This is a genomic window from Streptomyces sp. H39-C1 (genome assembly GCF_027158125.1).
Taxonomy (GTDB): domain Bacteria; phylum Actinomycetota; class Actinomycetes; order Streptomycetales; family Streptomycetaceae; genus Actinacidiphila; species Actinacidiphila fildesensis.
This window is the reverse complement of record NZ_JAPVLS010000120.1, coordinates 1-24,480: the sequence shown is the minus strand read 5'-3', so window position 1 is coordinate 24,480 and position 24,480 is coordinate 1. Positions and strand designations below refer to the sequence as shown.

20 protein-coding genes and 3 pseudogenes are annotated in these 24,480 nt (G+C 71.1%); 19 read left to right on the top strand and 4 right to left on the bottom strand.

What is annotated here, in order from left to right; translation table 11 throughout:
- The 3 genes from O3W51_RS42990 to O3W51_RS42980 all read left to right on the top strand — a co-directional run.
- A partial coding sequence (locus O3W51_RS42990; protein WP_331284145.1) for a polysaccharide pyruvyl transferase family protein occupies positions 1 to 513 on the top strand: 513 nt, incomplete at its 5' end.
- Positions 510 to 1,061 carry a dTDP-4-dehydrorhamnose 3,5-epimerase gene (gene rfbC, locus O3W51_RS42985; RefSeq protein ID WP_138352505.1) on the top strand — a complete coding sequence of 184 codons (552 nt, stop codon included), beginning with the start codon at positions 510 to 512 and terminating at the stop codon, positions 1,059 to 1,061. The genes O3W51_RS42990 and rfbC, both read left to right, overlap by 4 nt.
- 43 nt (positions 1,062 to 1,104) lie before the next feature.
- A complete protein-coding gene (locus O3W51_RS42980; protein ID WP_138352582.1) occupies positions 1,105 to 2,430 on the top strand; it encodes a glutamate-1-semialdehyde 2,1-aminomutase in 1,326 nt (441 codons plus the stop codon).
- 7 nt (positions 2,431 to 2,437) lie between these two features.
- Here the strand turns inward: O3W51_RS42980 and O3W51_RS42975 are convergent, their stop codons facing one another.
- Positions 2,438 to 3,121, bottom strand: a complete 684-nt coding sequence (locus O3W51_RS42975; RefSeq protein ID WP_138352506.1) for a phosphatase PAP2 family protein — start codon at positions 3,119 to 3,121, stop codon at positions 2,438 to 2,440.
- Positions 3,122 to 3,720: 599 nt separating this feature from the next.
- Between O3W51_RS42975 and O3W51_RS42970 the strand changes: the two are divergent.
- Positions 3,721 to 3,897: pseudogene (locus tag O3W51_RS42970) on the top strand (substrate-binding domain-containing protein); the annotation flags it as partial.
- A 59-nt stretch (positions 3,898 to 3,956) separates the two neighbouring features.
- Here O3W51_RS42970 and O3W51_RS42965 read toward each other — a convergent pair.
- Entirely contained in the window at positions 3,957 to 4,652 is a 696-nt protein-coding gene (locus tag O3W51_RS42965) for a phosphatase PAP2 family protein (RefSeq protein ID WP_198357626.1), read from the bottom strand.
- A 153-nt stretch (positions 4,653 to 4,805) separates the two neighbouring features.
- A complete protein-coding gene (locus O3W51_RS42960; RefSeq protein ID WP_198357625.1) occupies positions 4,806 to 5,756 on the bottom strand; it encodes an alpha/beta hydrolase in 951 nt (316 codons plus the stop codon).
- A gap of 390 nt (positions 5,757 to 6,146) precedes the next feature.
- On the opposite strand from O3W51_RS42960, the gene O3W51_RS42955 reads away from it, so the two are divergent.
- From O3W51_RS42955 to O3W51_RS42885, 15 genes and pseudogenes are all read left to right on the top strand, one after another.
- Positions 6,147 to 6,710, top strand: a complete 564-nt coding sequence (locus O3W51_RS42955) for an ATP-binding protein (RefSeq protein ID WP_198357624.1) — start codon at positions 6,147 to 6,149, stop codon at positions 6,708 to 6,710.
- A gap of 178 nt (positions 6,711 to 6,888) precedes the next feature.
- Positions 6,889 to 8,514 (top strand): annotated as a pseudogene (locus tag O3W51_RS42950) (AMP-binding protein); the annotation flags it as partial.
- Positions 8,491 to 8,961: an acyl-CoA thioesterase gene (locus tag O3W51_RS42945; RefSeq protein ID WP_232485188.1), complete on the top strand. Its 471-nt coding sequence runs from the start codon at positions 8,491 to 8,493 to the stop codon at positions 8,959 to 8,961. The pseudogene O3W51_RS42950 and the gene O3W51_RS42945, both read left to right, overlap by 24 nt.
- A gap of 109 nt (positions 8,962 to 9,070) precedes the next feature.
- On the top strand, positions 9,071 to 11,491 hold the full coding sequence (locus O3W51_RS42940; protein WP_138352510.1) for a bifunctional salicylyl-CoA 5-hydroxylase/oxidoreductase: 2,421 nt from the start codon (positions 9,071 to 9,073) through the stop codon (positions 11,489 to 11,491).
- Between the two features lie 64 nt (positions 11,492 to 11,555).
- A complete protein-coding gene (locus O3W51_RS42935; RefSeq protein ID WP_269289191.1) occupies positions 11,556 to 12,608 on the top strand; it encodes a carbon-nitrogen hydrolase family protein in 1,053 nt (350 codons plus the stop codon).
- Positions 12,605 to 13,717, top strand: a complete 1,113-nt coding sequence (locus O3W51_RS42930; RefSeq protein WP_138352512.1) for a cupin domain-containing protein — start codon at positions 12,605 to 12,607, stop codon at positions 13,715 to 13,717. Before O3W51_RS42935 ends, O3W51_RS42930 begins: the two co-directional genes overlap by 4 nt.
- Before the next feature lie 245 nt (positions 13,718 to 13,962).
- The gene (locus O3W51_RS42925; RefSeq protein ID WP_138352513.1) at positions 13,963 to 14,868 is read left to right on the top strand and encodes a fumarylacetoacetate hydrolase family protein; all 906 of its coding nucleotides are present in this window, start codon (positions 13,963 to 13,965) and stop codon (positions 14,866 to 14,868) included.
- A 98-nt stretch (positions 14,869 to 14,966) separates the two neighbouring features.
- Entirely contained in the window at positions 14,967 to 15,707 is a 741-nt protein-coding gene (locus O3W51_RS42920) for a maleate cis-trans isomerase family protein (protein ID WP_138352584.1), read from the top strand.
- Between the two features lie 131 nt (positions 15,708 to 15,838).
- Entirely contained in the window at positions 15,839 to 16,666 is an 828-nt protein-coding gene (locus O3W51_RS42915; protein ID WP_138352514.1) for a PaaX family transcriptional regulator, read from the top strand.
- Between the two features lie 347 nt (positions 16,667 to 17,013).
- Positions 17,014 to 17,961 carry an ABC transporter permease gene (locus tag O3W51_RS42910; RefSeq protein WP_198357623.1) on the top strand — a complete coding sequence of 316 codons (948 nt, stop codon included), beginning with the start codon at positions 17,014 to 17,016 and terminating at the stop codon, positions 17,959 to 17,961.
- The gene (locus tag O3W51_RS42905) at positions 17,958 to 19,883 is read left to right on the top strand and encodes a dipeptide/oligopeptide/nickel ABC transporter permease/ATP-binding protein (protein ID WP_138352515.1); all 1,926 of its coding nucleotides are present in this window, start codon (positions 17,958 to 17,960) and stop codon (positions 19,881 to 19,883) included. The genes O3W51_RS42910 and O3W51_RS42905 overlap by 4 nt, the downstream gene beginning before the upstream one ends.
- Entirely contained in the window at positions 19,880 to 20,941 is a 1,062-nt protein-coding gene (locus tag O3W51_RS42900; RefSeq protein WP_138352516.1) for an ABC transporter ATP-binding protein, read from the top strand. Before O3W51_RS42905 ends, O3W51_RS42900 begins: the two co-directional genes overlap by 4 nt.
- A complete protein-coding gene (locus O3W51_RS42895) occupies positions 20,923 to 22,467 on the top strand; it encodes an ABC transporter substrate-binding protein (protein ID WP_198357622.1) in 1,545 nt (514 codons plus the stop codon). The genes O3W51_RS42900 and O3W51_RS42895 overlap by 19 nt, the downstream gene beginning before the upstream one ends.
- A 414-nt stretch (positions 22,468 to 22,881) precedes the next feature.
- Positions 22,882 to 22,977 (top strand): annotated as a pseudogene (locus tag O3W51_RS48640) (ABC transporter permease); the annotation flags it as partial.
- A 134-nt stretch (positions 22,978 to 23,111) separates the two neighbouring features.
- Positions 23,112 to 24,065, top strand: a complete 954-nt coding sequence (locus tag O3W51_RS42885; protein ID WP_232485166.1) for a DUF4352 domain-containing protein — start codon at positions 23,112 to 23,114, stop codon at positions 24,063 to 24,065.
- Positions 24,066 to 24,090: 25 nt separating this feature from the next.
- Here O3W51_RS42885 and O3W51_RS42880 read toward each other — a convergent pair.
- Positions 24,091 to 24,480 (bottom strand): DUF4232 domain-containing protein (locus tag O3W51_RS42880; protein ID WP_269289183.1); only part of this gene is annotated, 390 nt, incomplete at its 5' end.

Here is a 24,480-nt window from a genome sequence, read left to right as displayed (position 1 = left end):
CGGCGCTGCGTCCAGGCGCTGTACGAGCGGCCGGACGTGATCCTCGCGCTCACCGGCCAGGCGGTCATCGACGGCGACGGTCAGGTGACAGTCCAGTACGAGTACACGCTCGCCACCGACTCGCCGCTGGTCACCGCTGCCGAGCCGTCCTCACTGGCCGACCTGATGAAGGAGATGGCGGCTGCCGACACCGTGGTGGCGATCAGGTACCACAACCTGATCTGCGCGCTGAAGACCAGCACGCCGGTGCTCGCCCTCTGCTATGCGGCGAAGAGTGACGCGCTCATGACGGAGATGGGTCTCGGCGCGTACTGCCACCCGGCGCGCGAGGTCGACGCCGACCGGCTGCTCGAGCAGTTCTGGGCGCTGGAGAAGCGATCGGCCGAGCTGCGGCAGACCCTCACCGAGCGGAACCTGGCCGCCGCCCGGCAACTCGAGCACCAGTTCAACTCCTTGACCGCGGCCCTGTTTCCTGCGGCCGACCACGTCCACACCTCGAGGAAGGCTCCATGAAGGCGACCGAAGTCCCGGAGATCACCGGCGCGTACCTCTTCGAGCCGACGCGGTACGCCGACGAGCGCGGCTTCTTCTGCCGTACCTTCGACGCCGACGTGGTCCGCTCGGTGGGCCTCGACCCGGACGCCTTCGTCCAGGACAGCGTGTCCCGCTCGGTCCGGGGCGTGCTGCGCGGCCTGCACCTGCGCTCCGGAGCCGGCGAGGCGAAGCTGGTGCGGTGCTCGTACGGGAGGATCTTCGACGTCGTCGTGGACCTGCGGACGGACTCGCCGACCTATCGCAACCGAGCCTTCTTCGAGCTGTCCGGCGAGACGCAGACGACCCTGTACATCCCGGCGGGGTGCGCGCACGGCTTCCAGGCGCTGACCGAAACCGCTGACACCTCGTACCGGATCGACCGCCCGCACGATCCGGCCGAGGACGTGACGATCGCCTTCGACGACCCGGAGCTCGCCATTCCCTGGCCGCTGCCGGCCACATCGATGTCCCAGCGGGACCGGGAGGCGCCCAGCCTCGCCGAAGTCCTGAAGCACAGCGAGAAGTGAGGTCGGCGTGGACACCCAACACACCGAAGAGACTGAAGTCACCGTGGACACCGAAGAGTTCCTCCTGCCCCGGTCGCGGATGGCGAACGAGCGGTTGCACGCCATGATCCCCGGGGGCGCGCACACCTACGCCAAGGGCGACGACCAGTACCCCGAGAACGTGGCGCCGGTCATCAGCCACGGCCGCGGTGCCCACGTGTGGGACATCGACGGCAACCGCTATATCGAGTACGGCTCCGGCCTGCGGTCGGTCAGCCTCGGCCACGCCCACCCACGCGTGCTCGAGGCGGTGCGGCGGGAACTCGACCGCGGCAGCAACTTCGTCCGGCCGTCCATCGTGGAGGTCGAGGCCGCGGAGCGCTTCCTGGCCACGGTGCCGACCGCGGAGATGGTGAAGTTCGCGAAGAACGGCTCCGACGTCACCACCGCCGCGGTGCGCCTCGCCCGCGCCGTTACCGGGCGCCCGCGGGTGGCCATCTGCGGCGACCATCCGTTCTTCTCCGTCGACGACTGGTTCATCGGCATCACGTCGATGTCCGCAGGCATTCCGGCGGCGACCACCGGGCTCACCGTGGCGTTCCCTTACGGGGACCTGGCCGCCACGGAGGAATTGCTCACCCGGTACCAGGATGAGGTCGCCTGCCTGATCCTCGAACCGGCCGGCCACACCGAGCCCCCGCCCGGATACCTCGCCGGCCTGCGCGAGCTGGCCGACCAGCACGGCTGCGTACTGATCTTCGATGAGATGATCACCGGCTTCCGCTGGTCCGAGGCGGGCGCCCAGGGCCTGTACGGCGTGGTGCCCGACCTCTCCACGTTCGGCAAGGCGCTGGGCAACGGGTTCGCCGTCTCCGCGCTGGCCGGGCGCCGCGACCTGATGGAGTGGGGCGGGCTGCGTCACTCCGGCGACCGGGTGTTCCTGCTGTCCACCACGCACGGTGCGGAAACGCACTCCCTGGCCGCCGCGATGGCCGTGCAGACCACCTATGTCGAGGAGGGCATCACCGCACAACTGCACGCCCTCGGCGAGCGGTTGGCCACCGGTGTCCGCGCCGCCGCGGCCGGCATGGGCGTCGGCGACCACGTCGTCGTACGAGGCCGGGCCAGCAACCTGGTCTTCGCCACCCTGGACGAGAACGGGCAGCCGTCGCAGCAGTACCGCACCCTGTTCCTGCGCCGGCTCCTCGCGGGCGGAGTGCTGGCCCAGTCGTTCGTGGTGAGCAGCGCGCTTGACGACGCAGACATCGACCGAACCATCGACGTGGTGGCCCAGGCATGCGCGGTGTACCGGAAGGCACTGGACGCCGCTGACCCCACCCCCTGGCTGGCCGGGCGGCCGGTGAAGCCCGTGTTCCGCCGCTTGGTGTGACGTGACGTCAGCGACGCTCCCGCCAACCGGCCGCGGCCGTCCGATCAACCAGCCAGTCGGCCATCCGGTCGACCAGCCACGCGGTCGCCGGGATCACCGCCAGCGCGGTGCACCAGCCGCCGAGGGCGTCGGTCGGGTAGTGCGCGCCCAGAGCGACCTGCGCCCAGCCCATGGCTGCGCCGGCAACCAGCGCCGCGGCGAGCACGAGTAACGTGCGGCCCGTCCGGCCGAGGCCGAGCCGGCCGGTCGCGAGCAGCGCCACCATGAGGGCGAGCGCGGTGGCGAAGGCGGTGTGCCCGCTCGGGTAGGACAGGTTGCCGTCGCCGTGGATGGTGCGCCCCACCAGATGCTTGAGCAGCGTCGCCGTTCCCACGGTCATGCCGACACCGGCAACGACGAGCACCGCTGCGCGAGGACTCCGAAGCAGCAGGCACCCCGTCACGATGGCCACGACCAGCATCACCGCTCCCACGGGCTCCCCCAAGAAGTCCATGGTCAGAGCGACGTTCCGCCACGGCGGCCGCACACCCTCCACCGCCGGCTGGATCCACCCGTCCACCCTGCCGGGCTGGCTGTGGCCGGCATACAGGACCCCGAGTACCGTGACCGCCAGCGCGGCGAGGGCCGCAATCAGCCCGAGCCACACGCGCAGCGATGGGGGCAGCATCGCGGGCGCCGCCCGGCCGGTCACCCGCCCACCGCGTCCGGTCGACCTGCGGTAGTGACCATCTTTTCTGCCGTGCGCAGCGTCGGGCGTTGCGGGATTGCGTCGCAGCCGTGCCGGCGCCGCGGGACCGCATCAAGACGCTGACCGCGTTGGCGGAGCCGGTGACCGCGCCCCACGCCGGCGGGGCGTGGTTTCCGAACGACTCCGGTGCCCGGAAGTCCGGGCACGCCACGGCTTACCGCCCGCTGCCGCCCGCCGACATGGCCGGGATCGTCAGCCTGTACGGGTTGCTCGGCTGGACCGAGGAGGATGACAAACCCGTGCAGGATGAACTGGTCTTGGCCGACTTCCAGGTCCGCTCCGGCCAGGCGATCCAACGCGAGCCCCCGTCGTGTCCGACTCATCCTCCAGCGACCATGACCATCCCGCGAAGAACCGCTCCTGGCCTGTACGACCCCTTTACGTCTCATCCTAACGATCCGAACCATGCGGCGCTGCCGGTCTGGGAGCGTTACAACGAGCAGTCCCGTACCACCATGCGTTTCGACTTCGTGATCACGGCCACCGGTGACCTCGCGGAGACGGCGACGGTGACCGCCGTCGAGGTGGCGTACACCCAGGACTCGGTGGCCCAACTGGCGGAACGCTGGCCGGGGCTGGGTCTGGACGCGGTCTTCGCGTACAACGACGAGTACGCGGCGCTGCTGATGCACGCCTTCCAGGACGCGGGCAGCAACGTCCCGGACGACGTGGCCGTGGTCGGCGCCGACGATCTGGTGCTGGCCTCGCTGCAGCGCCCGCCCCGGTGGACGTCACCCTCATCCACCGGGCGTCCTCGTAGCGTCAGTTCACTTCCGGCTCAGCCGGCGCGCTCCCGGGCGAGCAGCGGGGCGAAGGCCCACCAGAGCAGCAGCGAGGTACCCGCACCGGCAAGGGCTCCCGCGACCGTGTCGCTGAGCCAGTGCGCGTGCAGCCACGTCCGGCTCCACATCATCAGCGCGACGAACAACCCGCCGCCCAGCCACCAGGCCCGGCGCCGGGCGAGCGGGATCAGCAGGACGCCGACGATCACCACGAGGGTCGCCGCGCCGGCGGCGTGGCCGGACGGGAACGAGCCGTGGTCCACCCTGACCAGCGGGTGGGCGGGCCGCGGCCGGTCCACCACCTGCTTGAGGACCTGGACGACGAGCATGTTCGCCGAGAGGTAGGTGGTGAGCAGATACAGCACCGACCACCAGCGCCTCAGGACGAGCAGCGCCACCAGGAGCGCCAGCGGGACCACCACGCCGAGCGGTCCGCCGAACCAGTTCAGGACCGTGGCGACCCCCTCGTAGACACCTCGGTGCGGTCCTCCCATCCAGCCGAGCCACCGCTCGTCCAGCCCCTGGAAGAAGGGGTGCCGGACGTCGGCACGCGTGGCGATCCCGATCAGCGCGGTGGCCAGCAGGCAGACCAGCGCGAGGGGGAGCACGCGTGGTCGCGAGGGAGCGGCGGGCAGCCGGTGGTTCCCGGCGGCGGTCGGGAGCTCGGGAACGGCGGTCGATGTGTCGGTCACGTGGTGCCTCTCGCGGCCCGGTCCGCGGGGGCGGACGGACGGGGAAACGGATGAACGGATACGGATACGGAAGAGTTGGACGAGGGACGGGGGCGGCGTGCAGAGAGCGGCGGCCGGAGGTCCGGCCGCCGCTCGCGGAAGCAACCGCCCGGGTCAGGGCTGGGACGGGCCGTTCAACCGGCCGGCGATGAAGGCGACGCTGTCGCCGACGATCGAGACGATGTCCGGGGAGCCGAGGAAGATGTGGTCGGCGCCGTCCACCGGCGTGAGGGTGACCTCGCCGCCCGCGGTGCGCAGCTCCGCGGCGAGGAGCTCGCTCTGGCTGTAGGGCACCAGACCGTCCTTGGTCCCGTGGATCAGCAGGAAGGGCGGGGCGCCCGCGCCGACATAGGTGACGGGGCTGGCGGCCCGTGCCAGGTCGGTCCGCTCGTCCTCGGTGCCGCCGAGCAGCGCCGCGAACGGGTTGGGGTACTCGGGCGCGCCGGGCGGTGACGGCGGCATCGGGTGGGCGAGCAGCGAGGCGATCTCGTGGACCCCGTACCAGTCGACGACGGCCTGTACCGCGGTCGGCTCGCCGAGGACGCCCTCGGTGCCCTCCATCGCGCCGCCGCCGGGGCCGTCGGCCGTGGTGAGCCCGGCCAGTGCCGCCAGATGACCGCCGGCCGACTCGCCCCACACGGCGATCCGGTCGGTGTCGATGCCGAAACTGCCGGCGAAGCGGCGGATGTAGCGGATCGCCGCCTTGACGTCGTGCAGCTGCGCCGGGAACGGCGCCTCCAGGCTGTGCCGGTAGTCGATGGAGACGAGGGCGAAGCCGGCGCCGAGGACCGAGCCGTGCAGCAGCTCGACGGGCACGGTGGGCGGCGGGTAGCGCCGGTCGCCCTCCATCCAGCCTCCGCCGTGGATCCAGAGGACGACCGGCGGGGGCGTCGCGCTGGCGGGCACCTGGACGTCGAGCAACCGCGGCCGGTACCCCGGCGAGGTCGCGTAGGTGACGCCCTCGAACCGGGTCACGCCGTCGTCGCCCACCACGGGCGGCACGGGGGCCAGGAAGGGCGGCGGAGGCCACCCCAGGTCGAGTTGGGCTGGCGGTGACTGCGTCATTCCGGTCCCTTTCCATCCAGGTCGATCGACGTGTGTCCGCGGCGGCGCACGGGCCGTGTGCTCGGCGGAGACCACCGCGGACGGCCGCGCACGTCAGTGGAGGTCCACGAGGTCCACGAGGTCCACGAGCTTTATGAGGCGCACGGGAGTGCGCGGCGGTTCACGGCGTCGGTGAAATCCGACATCCTGCAACTTTTGCCCGAAATGCCTTGCGCTTGGCGCGGAGGGCTGCCTAGCATGTTACACGTGTAACAACGATCCGTACCGGCACTGACCCCAGAATTTCGGTCCAGTTGATCCGAGAGGTGGCGCAGGAGCCGGCGGAGGTTGCACGAGCGACACAGGCGTCCGTCCCCCCTCGCCTCGCCGTCCCGCCCCGGGAGTCCCGCGATGCTCACCGTCACCGCGTTCACCGTCTCCGCTCCGTCCACCCCGCCGATGCCGTCCACGTCGTCGGCCCCGCCGGTCCTGCCGGCGCCCGCCGGCGCCGGGCGGGCGCGGTCCCGCCCGTCCGCGCCGCCTCCTCCGGGCCGCGCGCTCGTCCACTGGGTGCTGTCGCCCGAGGTGGCGGCCGTCCCGCGGATCCGCCGGCGGCTGCACCGCGTCCTGCTGGACTGGCACATCCATGCCGACGTCATCGACACCCTCCTGCTGGTCGTCACCGAACTGGCCGCCAACTCCGTGCAGCACGCCGGGCCGGCCACTGAGCAGCTGCGCGTCACCGCGGCCGTCGGCGGCGGTCAGCTGTGGCTGGACGTGAGCGACGGGGACCCGTGCCCGCCCCGGGCCGGGGCGGACGTCGATCCGGATGCGGAGTGCGGGCGCGGTCTGCTGATGGTGAACCTGTTGGTCGACGAGGCGTGCGGCTCGGTGGAGGTCCTCCCGTACGGCGGTAGGGGTGCGGGCGGTGGTGCCGGGAAAACCATCCGGGTGCGGGTGCCCGTCGCGCGCTGACGGGCGTCCCGGCGGCGCCAGGTGACCGCCCCGGCCCGTTGCGGACCTCCGCTTCCGTCACTTTCCGTGACGAAACCTGTTCTTAACGAGAACCTTTATAGCGAATCATTGACTGCCGTCATTTTGGCGAGATACTGGCTCCACTCTCCCCGCTGCCCCGAGATTGAGGTGCCGCCCCATGGAGCTCTCTCCGTCCGCGCATGCCGATACCTTCTGTCGCGACCGGCTGCCACCGTTCGCCCAGTGGCCCGAACTCAGCTTCGATCTACCGGAGTTGGCGTATCCGACCCGGCTCAACTGCGCGCAGTCGCTGCTCGACGACGCCGTCGCCCGCTGGGGTCCCGACCGGCCGTGCCTGCTCACCCCGACCGGGCGATGGACGTACGGGGACCTCCTGCGGCGCGCCAACCAGGTGGCGCAGGTGCTCACCGAGGACCTCGGCCTCCAGCCCGGCAACCGTGTGCTGCTGCGCGGCCCGAACAATCCGTGGCTGGTCGCGTCCTGGTTCGGCGTCCTGAAGGCCGGCGGCGTCGCCGTCACCACCATGCCGCTGCTGCGCGCCGCGGAACTCGCCGAACTGCACGACATCAGCCGCCCGGTCGCCGCCCTGTGCGATCACCGCTATCTCGAAGAGCTCGACGCGGCCGGTGCCGCCGGCCTGACCGTCGTCCCCTACGGCGGCACCGGACCGGACGACCTGGCGGCCCGCAGCGGGACGAAGAGCGGCTCGTTCGTGAACGTCGACACCGCCGCGGACGATGTGGCGCTGATCGCCTTCACCTCCGGCACGACGGGACGTCCCAAGGCGACCATGCACTTCCACCGGGACGTGCTCGCCAACGCCGACACGTTCTCCCGGCATGTCCTCCAGCCCCGGCAGGACGACGTGTTCACCGGAACGCCTCCGCTGGCGTTCACCTTCGGGCTGGGCGGGCTGGTGGTGTTCCCGCTGCACGTCGGCGCGGCGACCCTGCTGATCGAGCAGGCGACACCGACCCAACTCGCCGACCTGGTGGCCGAGCACGGTGTCACGGTGCTCTTCACCGCACCCACCGCCTATCGCGCGATCATGGCCGCCGGTGTCGCGGACCGGCTGGCGGGCGTCCGCCGGTGCGTCTCCGCCGGCGAGGCGCTGCCGGCGAGCGTGTGGGAGGAGTTCCGCGCCACCACCGGACTGCACATCATCGACGGCATCGGTGCGACCGAGATGCTGCACGTGTTCATCTCCGCCGCCGACGGCGACATACGCCCCGGCGCGACGGGCAAGCCGGTCCCGGGCTACCGGGCGGCCGTCGTCGACGAGACGGGGGCGGCCGTCCCCGACGGGCAGCCGGGCCTGCTCGCCGTCAAGGGCCCCACCGGCTGCCGGTACCTGTCGGACCCACGGCAGTCGGAGTACGTCAGGGACGGCTGGAACATCACCGGCGACACCTACGTCCGGGACGCCGACGGCTACTTCTGGTACGTGGCCCGCAGCGACGACATGATCGTCTCGTCCGGCTACAACATCGCGGGTCCCGAGGTGGAGAAGGCGCTCGTCGTCCATCCCGACGTCGAGGAGTGCGGTGTGGTGGGAGCCCCGGACGGCAGGCGCGGCATGGTCGTCACGGCCTATGTCGTCCTGCGGGCCGGGGTCGAGGCCGGCGCGGACACCGTCAAGGCGCTGCAGGACCACGTCAAGCGGACCATCGCGCCCTACAAGTACCCCCGCGCCATCGAGTTCGTCACCGCGCTGCCGCGCACCAGCAACGGGAAGCTGCGCCGCGGTGAACTGCGCAGGATGGCGGTGGACGGTGCGACGGGCGGCGAGGCGTCGCTGCCCAGCGTGACCGTCGAACGGCGGGTCGAGTGGCCGGACACGGACGCGGCCGGGCACTACCACCACTCCACGGTGGTGCGCTGGGTCGAGGCGGCCGAAGCGGTCCTGCTGCGCAGGCTCGGCCTCGGCCATCTCTTCGGCAGCATCCCCCGGGTCCACTTCGAGGCGGACTACCGGGAGCGGCTGTGGTTCGGGCAGGCCGTCCGCACCGAACTGCGGATCACCAAGGTGGGCACCAGTTCGCTGCATTACGCCTTCACCGTGCGCGGTGAGAGCGAGGACGGGGCGGCGGACGGGGACGGGGTCGCCGCCACCGGGCGTATGACGATCGTCCACTCCGCCGCGCGCGCCAAGGGCTCCGAGCCCTGGCCCGACGACGTCCGCCGGCTGCTGTCGACGGCGGGCGCACAGGCTCCCGAGCTGTTCGCCTGACCGGCGCGAGCCGGGCGGGACCGCACGCGGTCCCGCCCCGCCATGTTGCAATATTGACGATCGCAGAAAATGCGGCATATCTTATGTCGCAGAACCACGAGGAGGACCCGTGCGCGTAGCAGTCATCGGAGGAGGGCCCGGCGGGCTGTACTTCGCAGCCCTGGCCAAGCAGCTCTCACCGCGATGGGACGTCACCGTCTGGGAGCGCAACGCCGCTGAGGACACGTTCGGCTTCGGGGTCGTGTTCTCGGACGAGACGCTCGACGGCATCGCGCAGGCCGACCCCGAGGTCTACGCCGCCATGTCGGAGGAGTTCGCCCGCTGGAGCGACATCGACGTCTGTTACGGCGGCCAGGTCCTCACCTCCGGCGGCCACGGCTTCGCCGCCCTGGGACGCAAGCGGCTGCTGCAGATCCTGCAGCAGCGCTGCGCCGCCCTGGGGGTCGACGTCCGGTACAGCACCCAGGCGCCGCCGGCGGCGGAACTCGCCGCGGAGTACGACCTCGTGGTGGCCTCCGACGGGGTGCGGTCGGCGACCCGGGAGCACTTCGCCGACCGCTTCGGGCCGGATCTCGACGAGCGCGGGTCCCGCTACATGTGGCTGGGCACCGACCGGGTCTTCGAGGCGTTCACCTTCATCGTCGCCGAGGCGGACTTCGGCACCCTGCAGGTCCATGCCTATCCCTTCGACGGGAAGCGCAGCACCTTCATCGTCGAGATCGACGAGGCGGCCTGGCGGCGCGCGGGCTTCGACACGTTCGCGGCCCGTGACCTGCCGCCCGGCACCAGCGACGAGGAGAGCATCCGGCTCTGCGAGGAACTCCTCGCGGACCACCTCGACGGGCACCGGCTCATACCCAACAACTCCAAGTGGCTGCGGTTCACGACCGTGCGCAACCGGTCCTGGCAGCACGGCAACGTCGTGCTGCTGGGGGACGCGGCGCACACCGCGCACTTCTCGATCGGCTCCGGCACCAAGCTGGCGATGGAGGACGCGCTCGCCCTCGCCGCCTGTCTGCAGGAGCACCCGGACGTTCCCGCGGCGCTGAGCGCCTACGAGGCGGAGCGCCGGCCGGTGGTCGAATCCACCCAGCGCGCGGCCCAGGCCAGCCTGGAGTGGTTCGAGAACGTCGGCCGGTACACCGGCCAGGACCCGCACCAGTTCGCGTTCAACCTGCTCACCCGCAGCCGCCGCGTCACCTACGACAACCTCCGGGTGCGGGACGGGGAGTTCACCGCGGCGGTCGACTCCTGGCTCGCCGAGGCGGAGGAACCGCTGACCGCGGCGGTGCGGCCGGCGGCGGTGTCCGTGCCGCCGATGTTCCGGCCGTTCCGGCTCGGCGGCCTGCACCTGCGCAACCGGGTGGTCGTGCCGCCCACGGCGCTGTACACCGCACGCGACGGTGTGCCGGGGGACTTCGACCTCGTGCACCTGAGCACCCGGGCGCTCGGCGGCTCGGCGCTGGTCTTCGCGGGGATGACGGCCGTCAGCCCGCAGGGGCGGGCCACCCCCGGCTGCCCGGGGCTGTACACCGACGGGCAGGAGGCCGCCTGGCGGCGGATCACCGACTTCGTCCACCAGCAGTCGGACACCTGCCTGGGCATCCAGCTCACCCACGCCGGACGCCGCGCCGCGACCACCATGCCCCGCTCCGACGGCAGTTCCGGCCCGCTCGGCGACGACGGCTGGCCGACCATCGCCGCCTCGGCCCTGCCCTGGAACGAGGCGGACCCGGTGCCGCGCGAGGCCACCCGCACGGACATGGACGAGATCGCCCGGGACTTCACCGCCGCCGCGGAACGCGCCCACCGGGCCGGATTCGACGTCCTGGAGCTGCAGTACGGCCACGGCCATCTGATGTCCGGCTTCCTCTCCCCGCTGACCAACCTCCGCACCGACGCCTACGGCGGCACGCTGGAAGGACGGCTGCGCTTCCCCCTGGAGGTGCTGCGGGCGGTGCGCGCCGTATGGCCGGCGGGGAAGGCACTGGTCATCCGGATCTCCGCGGCGGACTGGGCCGAGGGCGGCACCAGCGAAGCCGACGTGGTGGAGATCTGCCGCGCCCTCGCGGACGCCGGGGCGGACGCGCTCGACGTCTCCACCGGTGAGGTCGTCGCCCATGAGCGGCCGCGCTACGGGCGCAGCTACCAGACGCCGTTCGCCGACCTGGTGCGCAACGCCACCGGGATCCCGACCATCGCCGTGGGCGCCATCTCCACCTACGACGACGTCAACTCGATCATCCTGGCGGGCCGCGCCGACCTGTGCGCCGTCGGCCGGGCCCAGCTCCACGACCCGCTGTGGACCCTGCACGCCGCCGCGGCCCAGGACTACACCGGGCCGGGAGCGACCTGGCCGCACTCGTGGAAGGCGGGCAGCGGCAAGCCGCCCGGCGCCCGCACCGACCGGGTGCCGCCCCGGCTCCAGCTGCTGCGCGAACCGCCCGTGCCCGTGCACCAGCGCTGGCTTCCGCACCCGGCGGCCGGGCTGCCGGACGCGGACCTGTCCGGCGCGACGAGCGGCCGCTGATCGTGCCGACCACCGACCGGGCGCCGTTGACCGCGCTCACCACCGCAGAAGCAAGGAGGACCGGATGCTGAACCTGCCCCGCGACACCGCCGCCGCGGTCCAGGCGTCACCGGTGTACCTGGACGCCGGTGCGACCGTCGACAAAGCGATCGCCCTCATCGGGGAGGCGGCCGGCAACGGCGCCTCGCTGATCGTCTTCCCCGAGGTCTTCATCCCCGGATACCCGTACTGGAACTGGACGATGAACCCGGTCCAGGGCTCCCCGTGGTTCGAGCGCCTCTACCGCTCGTCGGTCGACATCCCGGGACCGGAGGTGGACGCGCTGCGCGCCGCCGCCCGCCAGTACGGCGTCGTCCTCGTCATCGGCGTCAACGAGCGCGGCGCGCACAGCCTCGGCGTCCTCTACAACACGATGCTGACGATCGGTACCGAGGGCGAACTGCTGGGCGTGCACCGCAAATTGGTGCCGACGTGGGCAGAGAAGCTGACCTGGACCGGCGGCGACGGCAGCTCCCTGCAGGTGCACCGGACCCCGATCGGCCCGCTCGGCGTCCTGGCCTGCGGCGAGAACACCAACACGCTGGCCCGCTTCACGCTGCTGGCGCAGGGCGAACTCGTCCACGCCTCCAGCTACATCGCCCTGCCGGTGGCCCCCGAGGACTACGACATGGCGGACGCCATCGCGGTCCGCACCGCCGCGCACTCCTTCGAGGGCAAGGTCTTCTCCGTCGTGGCCTGCTCCACGATCTCCCCGGAGATCGTGGACACCATCGCCGGCGACGACCAGGAGGTGCGCCGGATGCTCGCCCGCCCCCGCAGCGCGCTGTCCGGGATCTTCGGCCCGGACGGACGCCCGGTCACCGAGCCGCTGATCGACGACGAGGGCATCGTCTACGCCGAGATCGACCTCGGCAAGTGCATCCAGCCCAAGCAGATGCACGACATCACCGGCCACTACAACCGCTTCGACGTCTTCCAGCTCCACGTCGACAACCGTCCACGCCAACCGGTGACCTTCGCGACCGACCCCGCGCCGGCGGCTCCCGCCCCGGACGCCAAGGACAGCACCGAACTGCAGGACCGCAACGGCCTCAAGGACCTCAAGGAGGAGATATGACCGCCGAGAACGACGACACCATGCTGGGACGCGCCCGCGTGTCCGACACCCCCGAGCTGACGGCGTACTACGGCGAGCTCGCCGGCCTCGAGGCCGGCGCCCTGTGGACCGTCGCCAACGAGATCGAACCCTGGTTCCCGCAGCCGAAGTCCGTGCCCGTCCTGTGGCGTTACGAGGAACTGCGGCCGCTGGTCCACAAGGCGCTCGACCTCGTCAAGGCCGATGACGCCGGCAGGCGGGTCGTCATGCTCGTCAACCCCGGCCGCAAGGACGTCAGCGCCGCCGCGGGACTGCTCTACACCGGACTGCAGATCATGGGCCCCGGCGAGGCGATGACCGCCCACCGGCACCAGGCCGCCGCACTGCGCTTCGTCCAGGAGGGCACCGGTGCCTGGACGATCGTGGACGGGCAGAAGCTGAAGGTCGGCGCCCGCGACTTCGCCATCACCCCCAACGGCACCTGGCACGAGCACGGCAACGACTCCGACGACGCCCCCGTCATCTGGCAGGACGGCCTGGACATCCCCCTGGTCAACTCCCTGGACGCGGGCTTCTACGAGGTCCACCCCGACCTCTACCAGACGCCCGGAAAGGTGATCAACTCCTCCGTTCTCACCTACGGCGGCAACCTCCTGCCGTACGGCGTGGAGAAGTGGACGAGGCCGTACTCTCCGCTGCTGGCCTATCCCTGGGAGCCGACCTACGCGGCGCTGCGCGACCTGGCGAAAACCACGGACGGCTCCCCGTACGACGGCGTGATCATGGAGTACACCAACCCGCTCACCGGCGGATCCGTGATGCCCACGATGAGCGCCCATATGCAGCTGCTGCGCCCCGGCCAGGCGACCCGCGCCCACCGGCACACCGGATCCGTCATCTACACGGCCGCCAAGGGCCACGGTGTCTCGGTGATCGCCGGGCAGCGGTTCGCGTGGAAGCAGGGCGACATCTTCTGCGTGCCGTCCTGGGCCTGGCACGAGCACGAGAACCTCGACCGGTCCGAGGACGCCTGCCTGTTCTCGTTCAACGACTTCCCGGTGATGCGCTCGCTCGGCTTCTTCCGTGAAGAGGCGTACACCGCGAACGACGGGCACCAGCCCGTCACCTAGGCGAGCACCGACCCGTCGCTTGTCGGGCCCGTCACCCGACGGGCCCGCCACCCAAGACGTCCCGCGCCGCCGGATCCGCCGGCCCTGACACCGGCTCCGGCGCCGGAGTCTCCGGGGACACTCCTGTCGCGCCGACACCGTCCCCGGCCAGGACCGGCGGTGTCCTCCTGATGGGGACACCGCCGGTTCACCCCCCGGGCCCCCCGACCCCGACGTACCCCGTCCCACCCTCGCAAGGAGCAGCCATGCGCCTGATCACGTACACCCACAACGACGCGCCCGACCGCCTGGGCGCCCAGCTCGACGACCGGGTGGTCGACCTCGCCGCACTGGCCGGGCACGCCGGGACCGAGCTTCCGGCCGACCTGCTCTCCTTCATCCGGTCGGGATCCGCCGCCCTGGACGCGGCCCGCGAGCTGCTGAGCGGCGACCCGGCCGGCTGGCCGGCCGGCGTCGTGCACCGCCTCGCCGATGTCGAACTCCGCGCACCGCTGCGGCCGGGCAAGGTCGTCGGCGTCGGTCTGAACTACGTCGAGCACGTCGCGGAGTCCAGCCGCACGCTGGACACCGCGAAGGAACTGCCCGACCGGCCCGTGCTGTTCGGCAAGCCCGCCACCGCGATCACCGGCCCCGGCCGGCCGATCCTGCACAACGCGGACCTGACGACACAGCTGGACTGGGAGTGCGAACTCGCCGTCGTCATCGGCCGCACGGCCTTCCGCGTCTCGGAGGCGGACGCCTGGGACCACATCTTCGGCTACAGCATCATCAACGACATCAGCGCCCGCGACCAGCGCCGCTCCGGCCAGTGGTTCTTCTCCAAGGGCCAGGACTCCTACGCGCCGTTCGGCCCGGCCGTGGTCACCGCCGACGCGGTGGGGGACCCGATGGCGCTGGACCTGTCGCTGCGGGTCAACGACGTGATCAAGCAGAAGTCGAACACCCGGCACATGCTCTTCCCGATCGCCCGGCTCATCGCGGACATCACCTCGGGCATGACCCTGGAACCCGGTGACGTCATCGCGACCGGCTCCCCGTCGGGCGTCGGCGCCGGCATGGTCCCGCCGGAGTTCCTGCAGCCCGGCGACCTGGTCGAAGCCACGATCGAGGGCATCGGCACGCTGTCGAACCCGGTGATCGACGCCCGCTGACCCACCGTCATCAGCCAACCCCCGCACCGAAGGAGCGCACCGCCTTGTCCCACCGCAGCTACCGGATCGGCCAGATCGTGCCGAGTTCGAACGTCACGATGGAAACCGAAGTGCCCGCCATCCTGCGCGCCCGGGAGACCATCGCACCGGAACGGTTCACCTTCCACTCCAGCCGGATGCGGATGACCCACGTCACGCCGGAACAGCTCAGGGCCATGGACGCCGACTCCGACCGGTGCGCCCTGGAGCTCTCCGACGCCCGGGTGGACGTGCTCGGTTACGCCTGCCTGGTGGCGATCATGAGCATGGGTCTGGGCTACCACCGCGTCTCCGAGAGTCGGCTGCACGCGCGCACCGCCGAGAACGGCGGAGCGGCCCCGGTGGTCACCAGCGCCGGCGCCCTCGTGCACGGGCTGCGCACCCTCGGCGCCAAGAAGATCGCGCTCGTCGCCCCCTATATGCGCCCGCTCACGCAGACCGTCGTCGACTACCTCACCCATGAGGGTTTCGAGGTGCTCGACTACGAGGCGCTGGAGATCCCCGACAACCTCGACGTCGCGGCCCACGACCCGGCCCTGCTGCCGGACATCGCGCGGGCGCTGGACTACGAGGAGGCCGACGCCGTCGTGCTCTCCGCGTGCGTGCAGATGCCCTCGCTGGGCGCCATCGACCAGGCCGAGCAGCTGCTCGGCAAGCCCGTGGTGTCCGCGGCGGTGTGCACCGCCCACCAGCTGCTCCGCGCGCTGGACCTGCCGGCGGTCGCGCCCGGAGCGGGACATCTGCTGTCCGGCGGCTACGCCGAGGTGCCCATCCTCGGGCAGGAGGTGGCCGCCGGGTGACCACCGGGGGATACCGCCGGGTGCCCGCCGGCCCGCTTCCCGGACCGGCCGGGCCGGCCCGACGTGCCCTGGGGACGGGCCGAGGGCGTACGTCTCGGTAGGATCGCCTCCGCACACGACGGAAGGCGATCATGTCGGACAGCTCGACCCGGCCCAGCTCCCTGATCAACACGGTCTACGGGGCCTTCGTCCGGCATCTCGGCGGATGGATCTCCATCGCCGACCTGATCGTCCTGATGGCGGAACTGGACGTGGACGGCCCCGCGGTGCGGTCGGCGATCTCCCGGCTCAAGAAGCGGGGCATTCTCGAACCCGAGCGGCAGGGGGCGACCGGGTACCGGCTCAGCCCCGCCGTGCACGCGATCTTCGACGAGGGCGACCGGCGGATCTTCGGCAGCCTGGAACCGGCGAACCTCAGCGACGGCTGGGTGATGGCCGTCTTCTCCGTGCCCGAGTCCGAGCGCGCCCACCGTTACCAGCTGCGCACCCGGCTGACCTGGCTGGGCTTCGGGAACACCGCGGCCGGCGTGTGGCTGGCGCCCGGCCGGCTGCTGGAGGACGCGCGCAACACGCTCGAACGCCTCGGGCTGAGCGACTACGTCCATCTCTTCACGGCCGACTACGCCGCGTTCAGCGATCTGCGGACCGCCGTCAGCTCCTGGTGGGACTTCCCGGCCATCGAGGCGCAGTACGAGGCGTTCACCGGGATGTACGCGCCCATCGCGGCCCGGCTGGCGGAGCAGTCCGCCATCGATCCCACCGAGGCCTTCCGCGCCTATGTGCCGATGCTGACGCAGTGGCGCCGGCTGCCGTACCTCGACCCCGGCCTGCCCGCCGAGCTGCTTCCCGGTGACTGGAACGCGGTGGAGGCCCGCCGGGTCTTCCAGCAGCTGCACGAGCTGCTCGCCGAGCCGAGCCTTCGCCATGTGCGCAAGGTGACGGGCTCCGAAGCTCCGTAGACCGGGCTTCCCCCGGGGTGAAATCCCCGTCAATCCACCCTCAGGTATCACGTGTAACCCGCCATCTTGAGTAGTGCGGTGCAGTCTATTGACACGTGTAAATTTCGTATGTTCTTCTTCTGGCTGTAGCTAAATCAGCTCGATAATCTTCGCTGGAGCCGCGCAAGCGGCCATGCCCGCCGCGTAGTCGCACCGCCTGTGGCGGTGGCCCGGCCGGGGGATTCGGCGTAACCCGCCACCGCCCTCCGTTCCGCGACCCGGCATCCAGGATCTCTCTCGCCATCGCCGCCGAGGCGCCCTCAGCGCTCCCCAGATCCTCCCTTCGTACAACTTCCGATGAGGTGAGCATGGCAATATTCCGGCTGGTGATCCGGCGGCTGCTGTCGTCGACTCCGCTGCTGTTCATGGTCTCGGCCCTGACGTTCGTGCTGGTGTCACTGGTGCCGGGGGACCCGGCCCGGACGATCGTCGGGCAGCACGCGACCGAGGAGCAGTACCGGACCGTCCGCGGCCAACTGGGCCTGGACGAACCGCTGCCGGTGCAGTACTGGCACTGGCTGGTGCGGGTGTTCCACGGCGACCTCGCCTCCTCGCTGTTCAGCGGTGAGCCGGTCACGTCGGTGCTGAACAACCGGCTGCCGGTATCGATATCGCTGATCGTCGCGGGCACCGTGGTGTCCGGGATCCTGGGCGTGGCGCTGGGCCTGCTGAGCGCGCGGCGCGGCGGTTTCCTCGTCAGGATCGTGGACGGGCTGTCGCTGATCGGCCTGGCCGTCCCGGCGTTCTGGCTCGCGCTGGTCCTGATCGCGGTGCTGGCGGTGCAGTTGCGCTGGTTCCCGGTGACGGGCTACGTACCGTTCGCCGACGACCCGGCGCAGTGGGCGCGTTCGCTGGTGCTGCCGGTCATGTCGCTGTCGGTGGGCGCGGTGGCGATCATCGCCAAGCAGACCCGTGACTCGGTGCTGGACACCTCCACCCGCGACTTCATCCGGGTGATGCAGGCCAACGGCTTCTCACCGCGCTCGATCCTCTACCGGCACGTGCTGCGCAACGCGGCGCTGCCGGTGGTGACCGTCCTGGGCGTGGTGCTGGTCAGCCTGCTCTCCGCCGCTGTCTTCGTCGAGACGGTGTTCGCCATGCCCGGCCTCGGCAGCCTGACGCAACAGGCCACCATCCAGCACGACATCCCCCTCATCCAAGGAGCCGTCTTGTACATCACGGTGCTGGTGGTCCTGGTCAACCTGCTGGTGGACCTGGCGTACGGCCGTCTCGACCCGCGGGTGCGTGCCGCATGAGCACCGCCGCGAAGAGACCGGGTCTGCTCGCCCGGGTCGTGCGCCGCCCGTCGGGCGCGGCCGCCATCGGCTGGCTGGTGCTGCTGACCGCGGCCACCGCCGGAGCCTCGTTCACCGCCCCGCGCGGGCCGCTGGAGCAGGACCTCGGACACGTGCTGGCCGGCCCCTCGGGCGGCCATCTGCTCGGCACCGACAACCTGGGCCGGGACCTGCTGAGCCGGCTGCTGTTCGGCGGCCGCTCCACGCTGCTGGCGGTGGCCGAGTCGCTGCTGGTCTACCTGGTGATCGGCACCGTCCTGGGGCTGGCCTCGGGGTATCTCGGCGGCTGGGTGGACTGGCTGGTCACCCGTACCGCGGACCTGATGTTCGCGCTCCCGGGCATCATCATCGTGCTCGTCGTCCTGTCGGTGTTCCCCGGCAATCTGCACGCCGCGATGATCACCTTCGGGGTGCTCGGCAGTCCGGGCCTGATCCGGATCCTGCGGTCACAGACCCTCGGCATCCGCGAGGAGTTGTACGTCGCCGCGGCGAAGGTCGCGGGGCTGACGCGCTCCCAGATCCTGCGCCGGCACGTGCTGCCGCGGATGACCAGCATGGTCATCGTCCAGGCGGCGCTGTTCTCCGCGATCGTCGTCACCATCCAGGCGGGGCTGGGGTTTCTTGGCCTCGGGGCGCAGCCGCCCGACCCGTCGTGGGGCGGTCTGGTCGCGGACGCGTCCCAGAACATCGACCGTGATCCCTGGATGCTGGTCCCCGCGGGCATTCCGCTGGTCATCACCGTGATCGCGCTGGGTCTGCTGGGCGACGCGATCCGCGACGCGGCCATCGAGGGCTGGTCGGTCTCCAAGATGGCGGCACCGCCGGGCCGCACGGTGCCGGCGCCGAGGTCCGCCGAGGACGCCGTGGCCCCGGTGGAGGGCTCGATTGAACCGGACGCGCGGGCGCTGCTGTCGGTGCGGAACCTGTCGGTCGAGATCGGCGGCATCCCCGTCGTCCAGGGAGTGTCCTTCGACGTCATGGCGGGCGAAACACTCGGCGTCGTCGGTGAGTCCGGGTGCGGCAAGTCGGTGACGGCGCTGGGCGTCCTGGGCCTTGTGCCCGGCGGCGGCCGGGTCGCCGGCGGCCAGGTGGTGTTCGACGGGGTCGACCTGGCCGGCTCCCCGGCCGAGCTGGCCCGGGTCCGTGGCTCCGGGATCGCCTATGTGTCCCAGGAACCGATGGTGGCCCTCGACCCGACCTTCCCGGTCGGCCGCCAACTCGCCGAGGCCGTACGGCGGCACAGCCGCGCCGACCGGCGGACGACCCGCGCCGCGGCCCACCGCCGGGTGATCGAGCTGCTGACCATGGTGAACATCCCCGACCCGGAGGCGGTGGCCGGCCGCTACCCGCACCAGCTGTCCGGCGGGATGGCCCAGCGTGTCGCCATCGCGCTGGCCCTGGCGGGCGACCCGAAGCTGCTGATCGCCGACGAGCCGACCACCGCGCTGGACGTGACCGTCCAGGCCGAGATCCTGACGCTGCTGCGCGGGCTGCAGGCAGAGACGGGGATGGCCGTGCTCATCGTCACCCACGACTGGGGGGTGGTGGCGGACCTCTGCCACCGGTCGGTCGTGATGTACGCGGGGCAGGTCGTGGAGCAGGCGGACGTCGAGTCGATGTTCACCCTGCCGCTGCATCCGTACACCGCGGGCCTGCTGGCGGCCAACCCGCACCTGGCCGGCGGCGGAGAGCCGCTGCCGACGATCCCCGGCACGGTGCCTGCCCCCCGCGACTGGCCGCAGGGCTGCCGGTTCGCCGCCCGGTGCTCGCGCGTCACCGACGCGTGCGCGGCGGCACCGGTCGCCCTCACCCGGCCCGTACCCGACCGCCTCACGCGGTGCGTCCATTCCCAGCAGCTCCTCGTGGAGGGCACCCCCAGATGACTCCGCAGACCATCCTCGACATCCAGGACCTGACCGTCGAGTTCCGCCAGGGCCGGCGTACCGCGCCGTTCCGTGCCGTGGACTCGGTGTCCCTGACCATCGCGGCGGGGGAGACCGTCGGCCTGGTCGGCGAGTCCGGCTCGGGCAAGTCGACCATCGGCCGGGCCGTGCTCGGTCTCAACCCCGTCCGCTCCGGCCGGATCCACTTCGAGGGCGCCGACATCACCAGCGCCCGGCCGGGTGTCCGGCGGGAGCTCAGCGCCCGGCTGCAAGTGGTCTTCCAGGACCCGTACTCATCGCTCAATCCGGCCCGCACCATCGGCCGGACGCTCGCCGAACCGCTGCTGGTGCACCGGAAGATCGGTGCGGCGGAGACCGCCGAGCGGGTCACGGAGATGCTGGCGCGGGTCGGGATGCCCGCCGACACCGCGAACCGGTACCCCGGGCAGTTCTCCGGCGGGCAGCGGCAGCGGATCGCCATCGCCCGCGCGCTGATGCTCTCACCACGCCTGGTGATCTGCGACGAACCGGTCAGCGCACTCGACCTGTCCATCCAGGCCCAGGTGATGAACCTGCTGGCCGATCTGCAGAGCGAGCTCTCCCTCAGCTATCTGTTCATCGCCCACGACCTCCCCGTCGTCCGGCACCTCTCGCACCGCATCGTCGTCCTGTACCGCGGCCAGGTCATGGAGTCCGGGCCCGCCGACGACGTCTACGCCGATCCCGTGCACCCCTACACCCAGGCGCTGCTCGCCGCGGTCCCCGAACCCGATCCCCGGGTGCAACGGGCCCGCAGGGCCGACAAGGAGGCGGCCGGCGCCACGGTCCTGTCCACCCAGCCGCCCGCGGCCACCGGCTGTGCCTTCGCGCACCGCTGCCCGCACGCGATCGACATCTGCCACAGCCTGCGCCCCGAGCTGCTGCCCGTCCCCGGCGGCGAAGCGTCGGGCGGCGGGCGGACCGCCGCCTGCCATCGCGCCGCGGACCTGCATCCGCTGACCGTTCCAGCACATTCAGGAATCACAGGAGAGGAAGTGCCGTGTTCAGGCAACGAATGATCAGCGGGCTGGCGACCTTGGTGGTGCTCGCCGCCGCGGCCACCGCGTGCGGCGGGTCGTCGAAGGAATCCGGCGGCCAGGGCGACACCCTGACCGTCATCTCCCCGAGCGCCCCGGCGAGCCTCGACCCGGCGAAGGCCAACGTCGGTTCCGACAACTGGTTCGTCAACCTGGCCTACGACACCGTTCTGCGGCAGGGGCAGGACGGGAAGACCGGTCCCGCGCTCGCCACCAAGTGGGGGTACGTCGGCACCGGCAACCGGGAGTTCGAGTTCACCCTGCGCGACGGGGTGAAGTTCGCCGACGGCACGGCCATGACCGCCCAGACTGTCGCGGCGTCACTGAACTACACCCGCAAGAACGGGCTCAACGTCTCCTGGACCTCGGCGATCGACTCCGTCACCGCCACCGGTCCGCTCACCGTGCGGATCCACTGCTCCAGCCCGCACCCCAACGTGCCGCAGCTGCTCAACCAGATCCTGCTCGTCGGCTCGGTGATCAGCCCGGCGGGCCTGGCCGACGCCAAGAAGATGGGCACCCAGTCCTTCGGCGCGGGCCCGTACGTCCTGGACACGGCGCACACGGCCACCGGCGACCACTACACCTACACCCCCAACCCCAACTACTGGGACAAGACGAAGATCCACTGGAAGAAGGTGATCATCAAGATCGTCGCCAACCCCAACTCGGCCCTCCAGGCCGTGAAGACCGGGCAGGCCGACATCCTGGGCATCACCGCCAACCAGGTCGACACCGCCACCTCGGGCGGCCTGAGCGTGATCCGCTCGCCCAACGCCTTCCTCGGCATCGACCTCGTCGACCGGGACGGGGTCCTGTCCAAGCCCCTCAAGGACGTCCGGGTCCGCCAAGCCCTCAACTACGGCGTCGACCGCGAGAGCATCACCAAGGCTCTCTTCCAGCAGTACGGCCACGCCACCGACCAGATATCCCTCCCCGGCCTGGACGGTTTCGCCGCCGACTACGACAACCACTACTCCTACGATCCGGCGAAGGCCAAGCAGTTGCTCGCCGCGGCGGGATACCCGAACGGGTTCGCGCTGCACATGGAGACCCAGAACTTCTTCGGCATCGACCTGGTCACCCAGGCCGTCGTCCAGCAGTGGAAGCAGATCGGCGTCACCACCACCGTCACCACGGACACCAGCATCGGCCAGTGGCTGGGCAACGCCACGTCGAAGAAGTTCCCCGCGCTCGGGTTCGGCTACGGCGGCGCCTCCACCTACACGCTGTCGCTGGACTGGATGCTGCCGCACCCGACCGCGTTCAACCCGTTCGCCTCGCAGGACCCCGCACTGACCGCCATGCTGGCCACCGCCGCGGCCGCCCCCCAGGAGCAGCAGCCGGCGCTCTACCAGAACGTCATGCGCCGGGTCGTCGACCAGGCGTGGTTCGTCTCGGTGCTGCGGACCGACGGGATCTACGCCTTCAACAGCCGCAAGCTGAAGGGGTTCGCGGTGGCACCCAGTTACCTTCCCGACCTCGCCTGGGCCACCGCACCGAAGTAGTACCCGTCCCTGCCGCCTCACGCTTTCCGCCTCACGCTTTCCGCCTCGCGCCTTCCGTCTCCCGCCCGCCCCGTTCCGGCCGGCGGGAGGCGGGAGGCGCGCTTCGCCATGGGGCCCGCGGGCGGCTCGCACCTGATCGTCCCTGATCAGTTCCCGCTCCCGTGCGCAGGTCGGCGCAGCGTGGCCGTCCGGTGACCGAGAGGTAGGCGACAACCCTTGCCAGCAACGGCCAACTGTGCTGATATCCGAACCTGCTGGCAGTGACAGCAGGTGCCCTCACGAACACGCCGGGGCGAACGGGCGGCGCACGTACGGCGCCCCCAACGGAACAGCCGTCGGATCAGCTCTGCGGCAGCCAACCCGGCCGCCCTCCCTCAAACGAGTGCCATGCCACAGGACTTCTTCGAACCGCGTCGGCCGGCCCTGATCACCGGCAAGGCGTTCGCGGCCGGGGCGAAGGCGCTGATCCAGGCGGTCGTGGTGATCGTCATCGCGGCCCTGGGCATCGCGGCGGCCTCGTCCCTCCTGGGCCGCCTGGCCCGCTGACCGGGAGCACCGACGCGCGGGGGTACGGCGAGGAACCTATGGTGGGATAGGGAACCAAAAGCGGACGATGTGCAGACGCTTCCCAGGAGGCGATGACCATGCATCGCGCTCAATGGCTGTGTGCGTCGTCCCTCTTCGCCGTGGTGCTCGCCACCGTCGCCGTCGGCTGCTCCTCCCCGACGGTCACCACTTCCCCCGCGTCCGTGCAGCCTTCCACGTCCGGATCGTCCGTCCCGGGTCCCACCGCGTCACCGACCGGTGCGGGGCAGCAGGAGGCGCAGATCGGCGACACCCTGGATCTGGTGGGTACCGGTGACGGTGAGCGCATGGCCGTCACGGTCACGCGGGTCGTGGATCCCGCGGGCGCCGGCGTCTTCGGTCCGGACGCGGGAAACCGCTTCGTGGCCGTGCAGTTCCGGCTGCGGGACACCGGGACGGCCGTGTACGCGGATTCCCCCTCCAACGGGGCGCAGGTGATCGACACCCAGGGCCAGGCCTTCAACTCCACGATCGCCGACACGAATGCGGGGCCCAGCTTCCCCGGCAGTGTCCGGATCACCCCGGGGGACACGGCGCTGGGCTTCATCACGTTCGAAGTGCCGAAGGCCTCCGTGATCGCCAAAGTGCAGTTCACCCTGAATTCCGGCTTCGCCGCCAACACCGGCCAATGGACCGTGCAGGGCGTGGAGAAGGGCTCGCCGTCCACGGGCACCGCCCCGGTGCCCCAGCCGACCGTCTCCACGGCACCCGCGCCCACGTCCGCCGCCGGGGCGACGAGTCCCCGCCAGGTCGTCGAGAACTACTACGCCGCCATCAACGCCCACGCCTATCTCACGGCATGGAACCTGGGCGGCAAGAACCTCAACGGGTCCATGCAGGGCTTCGTGGCCGGCTTCGCCGGTACCGCCCACGACACGGTGACGGTGACGGATGTCCAGGGCGACACCGTGAGCGTCGTTCTCGACGCCACACAGACGGACGGCAGCCACCGCGTCTTCTCCGGGACCTACACGGTCCGTGACGGCATGATCGTCAGCGCGGACATCCACTGAGACGCCGCCGTCGGCCATGGGTCGGTCAGGAGCCCACGGGGTTCACGAAGGTGCCGGGGTGGGTGGCGCCGTCCTGGCGGACGATCGAGCCGCCCCAGGGCCACTTCAGCGCGAACTGGGTCTTCTCGTCCGGCGGCGTGATGCGGACCAGGGCGGGCTCGAAGGCCTCGGCGGCGGGGGCGGTGGTGGGGAGGAGAGTGATGGAGAAGTTCGTGGTGTCCGAGGGCTTGAGCAGGATCTTGGTGGGCGTCGTCGAGGCGCGGATCAGCGACCAGGTGCCGTCCGTCGCGCGGTTGCCGACGATGTCGACGCCGGGGAAGCCGATGAGCGAACAGGTGTGGCGGCTGATGTTGGTGAAGAAGACGGAGGCCCGGGTCTGGCCGGTCGAGGCCATGTCCGGGGGCGCGCCGACGCC